Annotated in this window: 15 protein-coding genes; 11 read left to right on the top strand and 4 right to left on the bottom strand. The window is 71.1% G+C overall.

Annotated features, from left to right (window positions below; all coding sequences use genetic code 11):
- Positions 1–109 precede the first annotated feature (109 nt).
- From ACFVXG_RS08160 to ACFVXG_RS08150, 3 genes are all read left to right on the top strand, one after another.
- Complete coding sequence (locus ACFVXG_RS08160; protein WP_387925443.1) at positions 110–697, top strand: hypothetical protein; 588 nt, start codon at positions 110–112, stop codon at positions 695–697.
- A 109-nt stretch (positions 698–806) separates the two neighbouring features.
- Positions 807–1,502, top strand: coding sequence for a demethylmenaquinone methyltransferase (locus ACFVXG_RS08155; protein WP_387925441.1), 696 nt, complete (start codon positions 807–809; stop codon positions 1,500–1,502).
- Positions 1,503–1,717: 215 nt separating this feature from the next.
- Positions 1,718–3,007, top strand: a complete 1,290-nt coding sequence (locus ACFVXG_RS08150; RefSeq protein WP_350505137.1) for a geranylgeranyl reductase family protein — start codon at positions 1,718–1,720, stop codon at positions 3,005–3,007.
- Positions 3,008–3,094: 87 nt separating this feature from the next.
- On the opposite strand, the gene ACFVXG_RS08145 is transcribed toward ACFVXG_RS08150, so the two are convergent.
- The 3 genes from ACFVXG_RS08145 to ACFVXG_RS08135 form a co-directional block, all read right to left on the bottom strand.
- On the bottom strand, positions 3,095–3,481 hold the full coding sequence (locus tag ACFVXG_RS08145) for a MazG-like family protein (RefSeq protein ID WP_387925440.1): 387 nt from the start codon (positions 3,479–3,481) through the stop codon (positions 3,095–3,097).
- A 156-nt stretch (positions 3,482–3,637) separates the two neighbouring features.
- Positions 3,638–4,306 carry a peptidylprolyl isomerase gene (locus tag ACFVXG_RS08140; RefSeq protein WP_387925438.1) on the bottom strand — a complete coding sequence of 223 codons (669 nt, stop codon included), beginning with the start codon at positions 4,304–4,306 and terminating at the stop codon, positions 3,638–3,640.
- A gap of 213 nt (positions 4,307–4,519) precedes the next feature.
- On the bottom strand, positions 4,520–5,233 hold the full coding sequence (locus tag ACFVXG_RS08135) for a TetR/AcrR family transcriptional regulator (protein ID WP_387925436.1): 714 nt from the start codon (positions 5,231–5,233) through the stop codon (positions 4,520–4,522).
- Positions 5,234–5,327: 94 nt separating this feature from the next.
- On the opposite strand from ACFVXG_RS08135, the gene ACFVXG_RS08130 reads away from it, so the two are divergent.
- A complete protein-coding gene (locus ACFVXG_RS08130; RefSeq protein WP_387925434.1) occupies positions 5,328–5,993 on the top strand; it encodes a CatB-related O-acetyltransferase in 666 nt (221 codons plus the stop codon).
- A gap of 176 nt (positions 5,994–6,169) precedes the next feature.
- Positions 6,170–7,135, top strand: coding sequence for a DMT family transporter (locus tag ACFVXG_RS08125; RefSeq protein WP_387925432.1), 966 nt, complete (start codon positions 6,170–6,172; stop codon positions 7,133–7,135).
- A gap of 12 nt (positions 7,136–7,147) precedes the next feature.
- Here ACFVXG_RS08125 and ACFVXG_RS08120 read toward each other — a convergent pair whose 3' ends face one another.
- Complete coding sequence (locus ACFVXG_RS08120; protein WP_387925430.1) at positions 7,148–7,723, bottom strand: hypothetical protein; 576 nt, start codon at positions 7,721–7,723, stop codon at positions 7,148–7,150.
- 196 nt (positions 7,724–7,919) lie between these two features.
- Here ACFVXG_RS08120 and ACFVXG_RS08115 point away from each other — a divergent pair, with 196 nt between their 5' ends.
- From ACFVXG_RS08115 to ACFVXG_RS08090, 6 genes are all read left to right on the top strand, one after another.
- Complete coding sequence (locus ACFVXG_RS08115; RefSeq protein ID WP_387925428.1) at positions 7,920–9,047, top strand: sensor histidine kinase; 1,128 nt, start codon at positions 7,920–7,922, stop codon at positions 9,045–9,047.
- Positions 9,044–9,739 carry a response regulator gene (locus ACFVXG_RS08110; RefSeq protein ID WP_387925426.1) on the top strand — a complete coding sequence of 232 codons (696 nt, stop codon included), beginning with the start codon at positions 9,044–9,046 and terminating at the stop codon, positions 9,737–9,739. Before ACFVXG_RS08115 ends, ACFVXG_RS08110 begins: the two co-directional genes overlap by 4 nt.
- An 849-nt stretch (positions 9,740–10,588) precedes the next feature.
- A complete protein-coding gene (locus ACFVXG_RS08105) occupies positions 10,589–10,948 on the top strand; it encodes an NADH-quinone oxidoreductase subunit A (RefSeq protein ID WP_188306789.1) in 360 nt (119 codons plus the stop codon).
- A gap of 127 nt (positions 10,949–11,075) precedes the next feature.
- Entirely contained in the window at positions 11,076–11,630 is a 555-nt protein-coding gene (locus ACFVXG_RS08100; protein ID WP_031079294.1) for an NADH-quinone oxidoreductase subunit B family protein, read from the top strand.
- Positions 11,627–12,340 carry an NADH-quinone oxidoreductase subunit C gene (locus tag ACFVXG_RS08095; protein ID WP_350505041.1) on the top strand — a complete coding sequence of 238 codons (714 nt, stop codon included), beginning with the start codon at positions 11,627–11,629 and terminating at the stop codon, positions 12,338–12,340. Before ACFVXG_RS08100 ends, ACFVXG_RS08095 begins: the two co-directional genes overlap by 4 nt.
- Positions 12,340–13,749 (top strand): NADH-quinone oxidoreductase subunit D, encoded by a 1,410-nt coding sequence (locus ACFVXG_RS08090; RefSeq protein ID WP_387925423.1) that lies wholly within the window; start codon positions 12,340–12,342, stop codon positions 13,747–13,749. The genes ACFVXG_RS08095 and ACFVXG_RS08090 overlap by 1 nt, the downstream gene beginning before the upstream one ends.
- Positions 13,750–13,751: the final 2 nt, after the last annotated feature.

The following is a 13,751-nucleotide window of genomic DNA, read 5'->3' as shown; positions in this document are numbered from 1 at the left end:
GCGGATACGATCCCGGACAGCTCACTCCGTACCCTCACCACACCACCACCCGTGCCCGCGGGCGGCGGGGCCGTGTCCCAGGCCCCGGAGGCAAGCCAGGACAGGAACCATGCGAACCGCGACCGTCCCCCCGCCGCGAACCCCGCGGTTGGGCCGTGGTTGGTACCTCGCCGCCGTGCTCAGCGCCGTGCTGGCCGTCGGGATGTGCCTGCTCGGTTGGCGCCAGGCCGACCAGGCCGACCGGATCGCGGCCCACCCGGTGAGAGTCGAGGGCGTCGTCACCCAGCTGCCGACCGGCGGGGGCACCTACAGCGCCGTCAGCTACAAGGTGAGCGGCCAGCCGCACACCGCCGCCGCGCTGCCGCTCGCCGACGGCGCCAAGCTCGGCGACACGGTCTGCCTGGAGCACGCGGCCGACGACCCGGGCGCGGTCCGGATCTGCGGCGACACCTACCCGCAGCCCGTCGGCGTCGGCCTGGCCCGGTTCAGCGTGCCCGTCGCCGTCGTGCTCTTCGTGATCTGCATGCTGCGCATCCGGCGCCACCGGCGGGACGTCGCCGTCCGCAGCGGGCACGGCCGGCTCGCCGCCAACCTCGCGCTGGCGACCGGGGCGCTGGCCGAGGGGATGCCCGCGATAACCCAGGGCAAGCGCTCGCGCCGCCGCCGGCGCGCGGGCGGGCGGCGGGGATCGCACTAGGCGGGCTGCGGTCGCCGGTGCCCGTTGGTGTGCCGCCGGTGCCCCGTGGCGTGCTCCCTAGGTGTGCCCCGTTGGTCGGGGTGTCCGTCACAGGGTGAACAATGGGGGCGTGACCCGAGCCTCTCTGGACAAGCAGCCGCACGAAGTCGCCGCCATGTTCGACGACGTCGCGGCCAAGTACGACCTCACCAACGACGTGCTCTCCCTCGGCCAGGCCCGCGCCTGGCGCCGGGCGGTGGCCGAGGCTGTCGCCGCCGGACCCGGGGACCTCGTGCTCGACCTCGGAGCCGGCACCGGCACCTCCTCGCTGCCCTTCGTCGAGGCCGGGGCCAAGGTCGTCCCGTGCGACTTCTCGGTCGGCATGCTCACCGAGGGCAAGCACCGCCACCCCGAGCTGCCGCTCACCGCCGGCGACGCCACCCGGCTGCCCTTCGCGGACGACACCTTCGACTCGGTGACGATCTCCTTCGCCCTGCGCAACGTCCATGAGACCGACGCCGCGCTGCGCGAGATGCACCGGGTCACCAAGCCCGGCGGCAAGCTGGTGATCTGCGAGTTCTCCACGCCGACCTGGACGCCGTTCCGGACTGTCTACACCGAGTACCTGATGCGCGCGCTGCCGCCCGTCGCCACCGCCGTCAGCAGCAACCCCGACGCGTACGTCTACCTCGCCGAGTCCATCCGGGTCTGGCCGGACCAGCCCGCGCTGGCCGCGCGGATGCAGGAGAGCGGCTGGTCGAAGGTCGCCTGGCGGAACCTGACCGGCGGGATCGTCGCGCTGCACCGCGGGTACAAGCAGGCGTAGCCGGGCGGGGCGCGTGCGGTGGGGCCGGCGTTCGGGTCGGGGAGGCCGGCGTTCGGGTCGGGGAGACGGGTGTTCCCGCCGGGGGCGAGCGGGTTTCCGTCCGGGACTCGGGCGTTTCCGGCGGCGTGAGCGGAACTAGACTGCCGGAGACAAAAGCCGCCATCCCCCCGCCGCAGCTCCAGGAGTGTGTCCACGTGTCCGAGACCGCAGCCGATCTGACGAAGCCGGACAGCACGGTCGAGAGCACCGCCGACGTCATCGTGGTCGGCGCGGGCCCGGCCGGCTCCACCACCGCGTACTACCTCGCCCAGGCCGGGCTGGACGTACTGCTGCTGGAGAAGACCGCCTTCCCGCGCGAGAAGGTCTGCGGCGACGGCCTCACCCCGCGCGCCACCAAGCAGCTGGTGGACATGGGCATCGACGTCTCCACCGAGAACGGCTGGCTGCACAACAAGGGCCTGCGCATCATCGGCGGGGGCGTCCGGCTGGAGCTGGACTGGCCCGAGCTGGCCTCCTTCCCCGACTACGGCCTGGTCCGCAAGCGCGCAGACTTCGACGAACTGCTCGCCCGTCAGGCCGAGAAGGCCGGCGCCCGGCTCTACGAGCGCTGCAACGTCAGCGGCCCGGTCCTGGACGACCGCACCGGCCGGATCATCGGCGTCACCGCCAAGCTCGGCGAGGAGAAGCGGCCGGTCACCTTCCGCGCCCCGCTGGTCGTCGCCGCCGACGGCAACTCCACCCGGCTCTCCCTCGCCATGGGCCTGCACCGCCGCGAGGACCGCCCGATGGGCGTCGCCTACCGCACCTACTTCAACTCGCCGCGCCACGACGACGACTACCTGGAGTCCTGGCTGGAGCTGTGGGACACCCGCGGCGGCCAGCGCAAGCTGCTGCCCGGCTACGGCTGGGTCTTCGGCATGGGCGACGGCACCTCCAACGTCGGCCTCGGCATCCTCAACTCCTCGCCCGCGTTCGGCGAACTCGACTGGCGCGAGGTGCTCAAGGCCTGGTGCGCGAGCATGCCGGCGGAGTGGGGCTACACCCCCGAGAACATGACCGAGCCGATCCGCGGCGCCGCCCTGCCGATGGCCTTCAACCGGCAGCCGCACTACACCCGCGGTCTGCTCCTCGTCGGCGACGCGGGCGGCATGGTCAACCCGTTCAACGGCGAGGGCATCGCCTACGCGATGGAATCCGGCCAGATCGCCGCCGGCGTCATCGTGCAGGCCCACGCCCGCCTCACCGACGGCGGCCGCGAGCGCGCCCTGCACGCCTACCCGCGCATCCTCAAGGACGTGTACGGCGGCTACTACACGCTCGGCCGCGCCTTCGTGAAGCTCATCGGCAACCCCAAGGTGATGCAGCTCGCCGCCCAGCACGGCCTGCCCCGACCGCTGCTGATGCGCTTCACCCTCAAGCTGCTCGCCAACCTCACCGACCCCCAGGGCGGCGACGCCATGGACCGCGTGATCAACGGGCTGGCGAAGGTCGCGCCGAACGCCTGATTCCGGCGCTCGCGCCTGCGAGTTGCGGTCGCGGATGTGGTCGCGGTGGACGGGGTGGGGGCCGGGGCGGCCCGGTGCCCCGCCGACCTAGCGCGGCTCCGGTGCCGTCTTCGGTTCCGGCGTCTCCTGTTCTGCCGTCTCCCCTTCCGCCGTGTCGCGGGAGGCGGCGGAGCGCTGCTCGACGTAGGCGAGGCGCTCGTCGAACACCCGGGCCGCGTCGGGGGTGAGCGTCCGTAGGGCGACGAGGGCGCTGAACACGACGTCGCAGAGCTCGTGCTGGACGTCCTCCCAGGTGTGGGTGACGCCTTTGCGCGGGTTCTGGCCGGTGGCGCCGATCACCGCCGCGCCGACCTCGCCGATCTCCTCGGAGAGCTTGAGCAGCCGCAGTAGGCGCTCCTCCTGCGGTGACTGCGTGCTGTGCTCGTCCAGCCATGCGACCAGGTGGTCGACGCTCTCCCAGATCCGGCTGTCCATGCGGTGCTGCTCCCCTGCGGTGTCGTTGGTGCTGCCACCGTACGGGAGCGGCAGCGGGGGTGAGCCGGACCGGTGCGCCCGGCCCGGCGCACCTCCTTCGCCGGTGTTCGATGCTCGCTGCTCGATGCTCGCTGTTCAGTTGTCGGCCCGGGTCGGTCAGTGCTTGCTGATCTTCACGTGGCGGATGTTCACCGGGACGTTGGGGTAGCCGTCGCCGGGGCTGTTCTGGTCGTCCTCGCCGGCGGCGGCGATCTTCTGCAGGACGTCCAGGCCAGCCGTGACCCGGCCGAACGGGGTGTAGGCGGGGGAGAGCTTGGTGTCCTTCCAGACGATGAAGAACTGGCTGCCGTTGGTGTTCGGACCGGCGTTGGCCATGGCCACGGTGCCGGCCGGGTAGGTGGCGCCGGTCAGGTTCTCGTCCGGGAAGGAGTAGCCCGGTCCGCCGCTGCCCGTCCCGGTCGGGTCACCGCACTGCAGGACGTAGATCCGCTGGGTGGTGAGCCGGTGGCAGTGGCTGCGGTCGAAGTAGTCGTGCTCGGCGAGGAAACGGAACGAGAAGGTGGTGCAGGGCGCCTTGTCGGTCAGTGCTTCGAAGGTGATCGGGCCCTGATTGGTCCGCAGGGTCGCGTGGTACGGGCGGGCGGCCTTCTCGGCGTCGAAGACCGGGATGCCCTTGAAATTGTCGGCCGGGACGGCGGGTGTGTAGGTGCAGGCCGCGCTCTGGGCGGGGGTGGCGCCGGAGGGGGCCGCAACGGCCGTGCCGGTGCTCGCCGCGAGCGGGAGGAGGGTGGCGGCGGCAACCAGTGCCCAGTGCTTGCGATTCACGTGACGGGCCTTCCGTGGGGTGGTGGACGGCGTGCTTGTCATGGAGGAATCATCCACGGCCGGATGGGTCTTCGGTAGGGGGTGGGGTGGCAGTGGCTCCTTCGGCCGTCGGTGCTGAGTGAGCGTCATGTGCGCTTTGGGGTGAGGGTGTTCGGCGGCCCTCGCGTGGGCTGGTGCTGGTGCCGGCGTGGGGGTTCGGAGCCGGGGCTGCGGCTACGGGATCGGGTCGGTCGGCGCGGCGCCGCGGGCGCTGTCGAGGGTGTTGTCAGGGGTGGTGTCGGCGTCGGCGGGGCCGGTCGGGGTGGATGTGAACAGTCCGGCGCGGGCGGCGAGCGCGGCGGCGTCGGCGGCCCGCTCGGCGGAGCGGGCGTCCAACGGTTCGCCGGTGACGAACAGCCGGTAGTAAAGCGGGGCGGTGGCGGCCCTGATCACCTCGGCGCCCTCCGTCCCGGCCGGCAATTCGCCGCGGGCGACGGCCCGTTCGGCCACCTCGGCGGCCTGGCGGTGGCGGGTCGCGAAGAAGTCGCGCAGGGCGGCCGCGCCGGTGTCGGACCGCTGGGCGGCGGAGATCAGTGCGGTGGGGGTGGAGCCCCGCTCCGGGTCCGTGAAGACACTGAACACCTCCTGGGTGATCCGGCGGAGGTCCTCCTGGAGGTCTCCGGTGTCGGGTAGCGGCCAGGGCTGGTCGGCGGAGGCGGTCAGGGCGTCGGCGACCAGGCCGTCCACTCCGCCCCATCGCCGGTAGAGGGTCGCCTTGTGGACGCCGGACCGGGCCGCGACCGCCTCGGCGGTGAGGCCGTCGTACCCCTTCTCCGTGACCTCGGCGAGCGTGGCGGCGACCACGTCCCCGCGGACCCGGGCGCTGCGGCCGCCCGGGCGAGAGGTCGGGGTGCGGGGCTGCTGGCCGGGGTTGATGGCCTCGCTCAAAGTCGACTCCAGTCGCATTAAGGCTTGCTGTGGGGTGGGGGTCGTGCCATGCTCATCGTAATGCGACTCAAGTCGCATTACGAGAGGAGCCTGTGTGACCACCCGTGCCGTCCCCGACCCGACCGCCCTCCACCCACTCGCCGGCCACGACCGGGTGGTCCTGCTGCGCCCGCTCGTCACCGACCTGCGGATCGAGGTCGGCGAGTACACCTACTTCGACGACCCCGACGGAGCCACCCGCTTCGAGGAGCGCAACGTCCTCTACGCCTACGGCCCCGAACGGCTGGTGATCGGCAAGTACTGCGCGATCGCCACCGGCACCCGCTTCCTGATGGCCGGGGCCGCCCATCCGACCATCGGCGTCTCCACCTTCCCCTTCACGATGTTCGGCGGCAGTTGGACCGAGCAGACCCTCGACATCGTCACGGGCCTGCCCAGCCGTGGCGACACCGTGGTCGGCAACGACGTCTGGTTCGGCTTCGGCGCCACCGTCCTGCCCGGCATCCGGATCGGCGACGGGGCGATCATCGCGGCCGGCGCGGTGGTCACCGCCGACGTCGAGCCCTACACGATCGTCGGCGGCAACCCCGCCCGTCCGATCCGGCGCCGCTTCGACGACGCCGACATCGAACGCCTCCTCCGTGCCGCCTGGTGGGACTGGCCGGCCGAGCTCGTCACCGAGCACGTCCGGGTCATCATGTCCGGCACCCCAGCCGACATCGAGGCCATCGCCGAGACGAACGGCCTGCTCGCCTCCTGACCCGCCGGCACCTGGCGGGGGCATTGATCACCGGCGGCCCGGTGCGCGAAGATGGCGCCTCCTTGTTCCACCCTTCGCCTCGTCCGCCGCTGAGCCACACGCCCAGCTCCCGGGTCCGTCCGACGCCGTACGGTCCGCGCACCCGCCGGTTCCGTTCGTACGGAGGGATCCTCCTCATGCGTGCCTCCCTGTCCTCGTCCTCATCGGTCCTTCGTGATCTGCCGGTCCTGTTGGTGGCAGTGGTGTGGGGGTCGAGCTTCCTCGCCGTCCAGCGGGTGGCCGAACCGGAGACGGTCGTGGCCATGCTCGTCCTGCGTTTCGGGCTGGTCCTGCCGGTGCTCGGACTGGTCGCCTGGCGCTCCCTTCGGAAGCTGAGCCGCGCCGAGTGGCTCGGCGGCGCCGGTCTGGGCGTCGTCCTCAGCGGGATCTTCCTGCTGGAGACCTACGGCGCCGTGCACACCTCCGCGACCAATGCCGGGCTGATCATCAGCCTCGCGATGGTGCTCACCCCGCTCGGCGAGAGCGCCCTTGCCCGCACCGCACCGCCGCGGGCCTTCCTCGCGGCCGCCGGGCTGGCCGTTCTGGGCGTCGCCCTGCTCACCGGTGACGGCGGGCTGCGCCCTCCGACCCTCGGTGACCTTCTGGTGTTGGGCGCCGCCCTCGTCCGCTCGGCGTACGTCCTGGCGATGGCCCGCACCCGGGCCATCCGCGACACCGACACGCTCGCCGTCACCTGGGTCCAACTCGCGGTGGCCACCGGAGTGTTCGCCGTCGTCGCGCTGTCCGTCGGGCCCGCGCCGTGGACGGTCGCCCGCTCGTACGGGGCCGGCCAGTGGGCCTGGCTGCTGCATCTGTCCCTGTTCTGCACCCTGTTCGCCTTCTTCGTTCAGATGTGGGCCGTCCGGGCCACCTCGCCGTCCCGGGTGAGCCTGCTGCTCGGTACCGAACCGCTGTGGGCCGCCGTCTTCGGCATCACGGTGGCCGGGAACCGGATGGGTCCGCTCGCCCTGATCGGCGGAGCCCTGGTGCTGATCGCGACCGAATGGGGCCGGCGGACCGCTCCCGCGCCGCGCTCGGCCACGGCTGGCAGCGAGAACACACCAGACTCGGTGGGGTCGAGCCGGGAGCCGTCCCCGGTGTGAACCGCGCCCTCGTCACCGGCGCCGCCACAGCGTCCGGCGGGCGTAGTCGATGGTGACCGCGCCGAGCAGCGGGCCCCAGGCGACCAGGGGCAGGTAGGCGAGCGTCATCACCAGGGCGCCGAAACCGTGCGGTGAATCCGCGTCGGCCAGGTTCCCGGCCCAGCCGCCGAACAGGGCGAGCAGCCCCAGCCTGGTCAGAACGAGCGAGCCCAACAGAGCCGGAACGACGGCGAACAGCGGGCGCACCCTCCGGCCGCCTATCAGCGGGATCCAGCGCGGCACCACCTGCCCCCAGGGCCGGACCAGACCCACGGTCAGGAAGGCCAGCGCCTCCGTCAGGGCGCTCAGCGCCACGCAGTAGACAGTGCCCCAGCCCGGCTGGTGTGCGGCGAACGCCGCAGCCGTCGCGCCGCTGAAGCCGAGCGGGACGCCGAAACCGAAGACGATCCGCCACAGCCCCGAGGGAAGCGTGCTGAGGACGGCGGCCTTGGCGGCGATCCGGGCGCAGCGCGGGGCGGGCGGGACGTCCGGGGCGGGGGCCTCGACCCGATGGGTGGCGGTGCGGGCGTTGATCATGAGCTTCGACATGGTGGTGGACTCCCTTCGGCCCCGGCCCCCGTGGCCGGTGCGATGTCTCAAGACTGGCGGCCGGAGAGGCCCGGTGGCAGATGCCGATCGGGCTGTTCCTCCTGCTCAACCGGCCTTTGAAATATGCCGATCGGCACAGGCGTGCCGCCCTGGCGGCGCCGTAGTGTGACGGCAGTCGAAGAGTCGAGGAGAGGTGATGACGATGACTCAGATCCTGTCCGGGGTCGTCCTGGTCCTGGCGCCGCCGGCCTGGTTGGCACGGAGGCGCTACGGCACGGCGGTGGTGACCTCGGCGCTCGGTGCGTCGTCGGTCGCGGTCACGGTCGCGGTCTGGATCCTCGGCCGCTGGGCGGAGGGGGACCGCTGGGCCGGGCTGTTGGGCCTGGTCGAACTCGCCGTCCTGCTGCTGTCGGTGATCATCACCCTGCGCGGCGAGGACGGCCCACGGTGCGCGGCGGCGGCCTGGACGGCGTGCGGAGCAATCGCTCTCTGGCTGACCAGGTTCTCCTTCGTCGAAGGGCCCGGGGACGTACTCACGATCTTCGGCTTCGGCTCGATGCTCTCCCTGCCGGCCGTCCTGATCGGGCTCTACCTGCGGGGCCTGGACGAGGGGCGCAACAAGGCGGTGGTCGAGGCCAGGCGTGCCCAGCGGCTCGAACTGGCCCACGACTTGCACGACTTCGTGGCGCACGACGTCAGTGGCATGGTCGCCCAGGCCCAGGCCGGCGCCTACCTGGCCTCGGTCGACCCGGCCCGAGCGGTCGCCATGTTCGAACGGATAGAGCAGGCCGGGCAGCGGGCCCTGGCATCGCTCGACCGGACGGTCCAACTGCTGCGCACGGAGGAGGGGACGGGGCGCGGCCCACAGCCGGGGCTCTCGGAACTCGCCGAGGTGGCCGAGCGGTTCACCGCCTCGGGCGGCGCGGAAGTCCGGATGGACCTGCCGGACCAACCGGTTCCGAGGGAGCTGGGAGGGACGATCCACCGGATCGTCGTCGAGGCTCTGACCAACGTCCGGCGGCATGCCCATGGAGCTCGCCGAATCGACGTCCAGGCACGCCGCGTAGGTGTGTGGCTGGAGCTGACCGTGACGAACGACGGCCGAGCACCGGGGGCGGACAGCAGGCCCCGACACGGTGGCGGCAGCGGACTGCCGGGCCTGGCGGCTCGGGTCGAGGCGCTCGGCGGCACCTTCGAGGCGGGAGCGTACGAGCAGCAGGCCTGGCGCGTGACGGCGAGGCTGCCATTGGCAGGGCGGGAGGAACCGGAGCAGCCGGAGACCTCGATGAGGACGAGCGCGGGTGCAGGGGAGAAGAGCGGATGAGCAACAGCGCAAAGCCGATCCGGATCCTGGTCGCCGATGACCAGGCGGACATCCGCAGCGCGTTCAGGATGATCCTGGACGTCCAGCCGGACATGACGGTGGTGGCCGAGGCGTCGGACGGTGCCGCGGCGGTGCAGGAAGCGAAGAGGCTACGGCCGGACGTGGTGCTCGCGGACATTCGGATGCCGAAGCTCGACGGTCTGGAGGTCACGCGGCAGCTGGCCGGCCAATGCAAGGTGATCGTGGTGACCACCTTCGACCTGGACGAGTACGTGCACACGGCCTTGCGCCATGGTGCGGCTGGGTTCCTGCTCAAGCGTTCGGGGCCGGTCCTGTTGATCGAGGCGGTCAGAGCGGCGATGGCCGGGGACGCATTGATCAGCCCGCAGGTCACCGTGCGGCTGCTTCAGCACATGGCGCTGCCGGGATCCGCCCCGGCGTCCGGGGCCGCAGGCGGCGCCGGGGTGCCGGGCCCGCTGATAGCCGGCCCGGTGGAAGAACTGACCGAGAGAGAAAGGGAGATCGCTGAGCTGGTGGCCGATGGAGCGACCAACGCCGAGATCGGCGCCGGGCTCTTCATCTCACCGGGAACGGTGAAGAACCACCTCGCCAACATTCAGCGCAAGCTCGGCGCCCGTAACCGGGTGGGCGTCGCGAGCTGGGTGTGGGAACAGGCAGTCGGCAACCGGTAGCCGGCCCCTGGCCCGAAGGGCGAGAGCGGACAGAGGAGGCGGCCCGCACAAGGGCGGGGCCTGAGAGGGAGAAGGAGGCGGGGCGGAGGGAGGCGGAGGCGGGGCGGAGGGAGGCGGAGGCGGGCCGAGAGGTTCGAGGGCCGCATCGGAAGTTGGGCCTGCCCGACACGGGAGGCGGAGCCGCGAGGGCGGCAAGTGAGGCGGAGGCGGAGGAGGAGGGCAGGCCCCCAGGGGCCCACAGGCTGCCAGGGCTGCGAGCGCGCAGCAGCCCCGCGCTGGGACCGGCCGGCCCAGCGCAGGTGACACCGGCGGCAGGTGGGCAACCCTGGCGCGGGCGGCGGGCGGCGGGCGGCGGGCGGCGGGCGGCGGGTGGGGTGGGGGAGGGGGGGAGGGGGGAGGGGGAGATCCCCACGACAACATCGCGCGCTTGTGAACGAAGGGTCAAGCAAGCGTTCATCCCCCCACCACCCCTCCGAGTGAGCCCCTATAACACGTCAACATGGCGCCTTGAAATTTGCTATCCACGAAGCACAGTTGATATAGGAACGCGCCCCTGACCAGCCGCTTCCAAGATGAATGCGACTGCTTGTGACCATTTGACTCCTTTGCGTTGACAACTCTGGGCATGTTCACATTCGCCACCATTCACATGGTGTCGTAGATCACAAAGATGACGATGAACTGCGTGTCGCAGATCACAAGCCACCGGGCATAGGATGCGCTCGTTCCAGGCTTTGTGAACTGCCTCACATGAGGTGGATCTCGGGAACTGGAACGCGGGTTCACCTCACTGTGACCCGCCGGTTCCGATCTGCAGTCAAGGACGACTGGACGGAGGGAGCGGAGGCTATGAATGCCTACGCGCCGATCCTCGTACTCGGTGCCATCGCGGCGGCGTTCGCGGTCGGTTCCGTCGTGATGGCCTCACTCACCGGCCCCAAGCGCTACAACCGGGCCAAGTTGGAGGCGTACGAGTGCGGCATCGAGCCGACCCCGCAGCCCGTGGGCGGCGGTCGGTTCCCGATCAAGTACTACCTGACGGCGATGCTCTTCATCGTCTTCGACATCGAGATCGTCTTCCTCTACCCCTGGGCGGTGACCTTCGACTCCCTGGGGATCTTCGGGTTGGTCGAGATGCTCCTGTTCATCGCCACCGTCTTCGTCGCGTACGCCTACGTCTGGCGCCGCGGCGGCCTGGAGTGGGACTGAGGCAGGGGTGGCGCCGCCGCCCTTGTGAACGAGCGGACAAGCTCGGACGGGCCGGACGTTCCCCCGGACGCTCCGCGGGCGCATCGCCGGACGTACCAGAGGACTTGAGGGCATTGAGAGGGATCTGATGGGAATCGAGGAGAAGCTGCCGAGCGGCTTTCTGCTCACGACCGTGGAGACGGCCGCCGGCTGGGTGCGCAAGGCGTCACTCTTCCCGGCCACCTTCGGTCTGGCCTGCTGTGCGATCGAGATGATGACCACCGGCGCCGGCCGCTACGACCTGGCTCGGTTCGGCATGGAGGTCTTCCGGGGCTCCCCCCGGCAGGCCGATCTGATGATCGTGGCGGGTCGGGTGAGTCAGAAGATGGCCCCGGTGCTGCGCCAGGTGTACGACCAGATGGCCAACCCCAAGTGGGTCATCTCGATGGGCGTCTGCGCCTCCTCCGGCGGGATGTTCAACAACTACGCGATCGTCCAGGGCGTCGACCACATCGTCCCGGTGGACATCTACCTGCCCGGTTGCCCGCCCCGACCGGAGATGCTGATGGACGCCATCCTGAAGCTGCACGACAAGATCCAGCACGAGCCGCTGGGCGTGAACCGGCGCCGCGCCGAGGAGTTGGGCGAGGCCCTGGCCCTCAAGGCGACCCCGATCAGCGAGATGCGGGGGCAGCTGCGATGAACGAGCAGGTACCCGAGACCCGCCGCGAGCAGCCGGTCCGCGAGATCCCGGTCGAGGTGGTCGGCCGCCGGCAGGGCATGTTCGGTGCCGCCGGCACCGGCGACACCTCCGGCTTCGGTGGTCTGGCCGCCCCGATCGTGCTGCCCGGTCCGAGCGAACGCCCGTACGGCGGTTGGTTCGACGAGGTCGCCGACGAGTTCGAGGGCGCGCTGGAGGAGCAGGGCCTGGATCCGGTCGAGGTGATCGAGAAGACCGTGGTCGACCGCGGCGAGCTCACCTTCCACCTCGACCGCACCCACCTGCTGAAGGCGGTGCGGATCCTGCGCGACGATCCGGCGCTGCGCTTCGAACTGTGCCTGGGGGTGAGCGGGGTGCACTACCCGGGCGACCGGGGTCGCGAGCTGCACGCGGTCTACCACCTGCGCTCGATCACCCACGGCCGGCTGATCCGGCTGGAGGTCACCGCGCCGGACGCCGACCCGCGGATCCCCTCGGTGGTGAGCGTCTACCCGACCAACGACTGGCACGAGCGCGAGGCCTACGACTTCTTCGGCCTGGTCTTCGACGGCCACCCGGCGCTGACCCGGATCATGATGCCGGACGACTGGCTGGGCCACCCGCAGCGCAAGGACTACCCGCTCGGCGGCATCCCCGTCGAGTACAAGGGCGCCCAGATCCCGGCACCCGACCAGCGGAGGTCGTACAGCTGATGAGCACCCAGCACTTCGAAGAGGCCCCCCACGAGGCCCACGAAGCCCACGGGGAAGCCCCCGCGGACACCGGCGCGGACACCCCCGGCGGGGCCGAGGAGGCGCACGCCCGCGACACCACCGAGGGCCGGGTCTTCACCGTCACCGGCGGCGACTGGGGCGAGGTGGTCGAGGCGGTCGGCCGGGCCGACGACGAACGCATCATCGTCAACATGGGCCCCCAGCACCCGTCCACCCACGGCGTGCTGCGGCTGATCCTGGAGATCGACGGCGAGACGGTGAAGGAGGCCCGCTGCGGCATCGGCTACCTCCACACCGGCATCGAGAAGAACATGGAGTTCCGCAACTGGGTCCAGGGCACCACCTTCGTGACCCGCATGGACTACCTGACCCCGCTGTTCAACGAGACCGCCTACTGCCTGGCGGTCGAGAAGCTGCTCGGCATCACCGACGACGTCCCGGACCGGGCCAGCGTCATCCGGGTGATGATGATGGAGCTCAACCGGATCGCCTCGCACCTGGTCTGCCTGGCCACCGGCGGCATGGAGATCGGCTCCACCACCCTGATGATCTACGGCTTCCGGGACCGCGAACTGATCCTGGACGTCTTCGAGCTGGTCACCGGCCTGCGCATGAACCACGCGTACGTGCGCCCGGGCGGCCTGGCCCAGGACCTGCCGCCCGGCGCGGTCGACCAGATCCGCGAGGCGGTCCGCACCTTCCGCTCCCGGATGCACGAGTACGACAAACTCGCCACCGGCAACCCGGTGTTCAAGGCCCGCCTGGTCGACGTCGGCTTCCTGGACCTGGCCGGCTGCCTGGCCCTCGGCGCCACCGGCCCGATCCTGCGCGCCGCCGGCCTGCCGCACGACCTGCGCAAGACCGACCCGTACTGCGGCTACCAGGACTACGACTTCGAGGTCGCGACCGCGGACACCGCCGACTCCTACGGCCGCTTCCTGATCCGGCTGGAGGAGATGAAGCAGTCGCTGCGGATCGTCGAGCAGTGCCTGGACCGGCTGCGCCCGGGCCCGGTCATGGTGGCCGACAAGAAGATCGCCTGGCCGGCCCAACTGGCCGTCGGCCCGGATGGGATGGGCAATTCGCTCGACCACATCCGCAAGATCATGGGCACCTCGATGGAGGCCCTGATCCACCACTTCAAGCTGGTCACCGAGGGCTTCCGGGTCCCTGTGGGCCAGGCGTACGCGGCGGTCGAGTCGCCGAAGGGCGAGCTGGGCGTGCACGTGGTCAGCGACGGCGGGACGCGCCCGTACCGGGTGCACTTCCGGGACCCGTCGTTCACCAATCTGCAGTCGATGGCGGCGATGTGCGAGGGCGGCCAGGTGGCCGACGTGATCGTCGCGGTGGCCGGGATCGACCCGGTGATGGGAGGCGTGGACCGGTGACG

The sequence above is a fragment of the Kitasatospora sp. NPDC058162 genome, from assembly GCF_042884005.1.
Lineage (GTDB): Bacteria > Actinomycetota > Actinomycetes > Streptomycetales > Streptomycetaceae > Kitasatospora.
The sequence above is the reverse complement of the archived record's forward strand: the minus strand, read 5'-3'. Positions and strand labels throughout refer to the sequence as shown.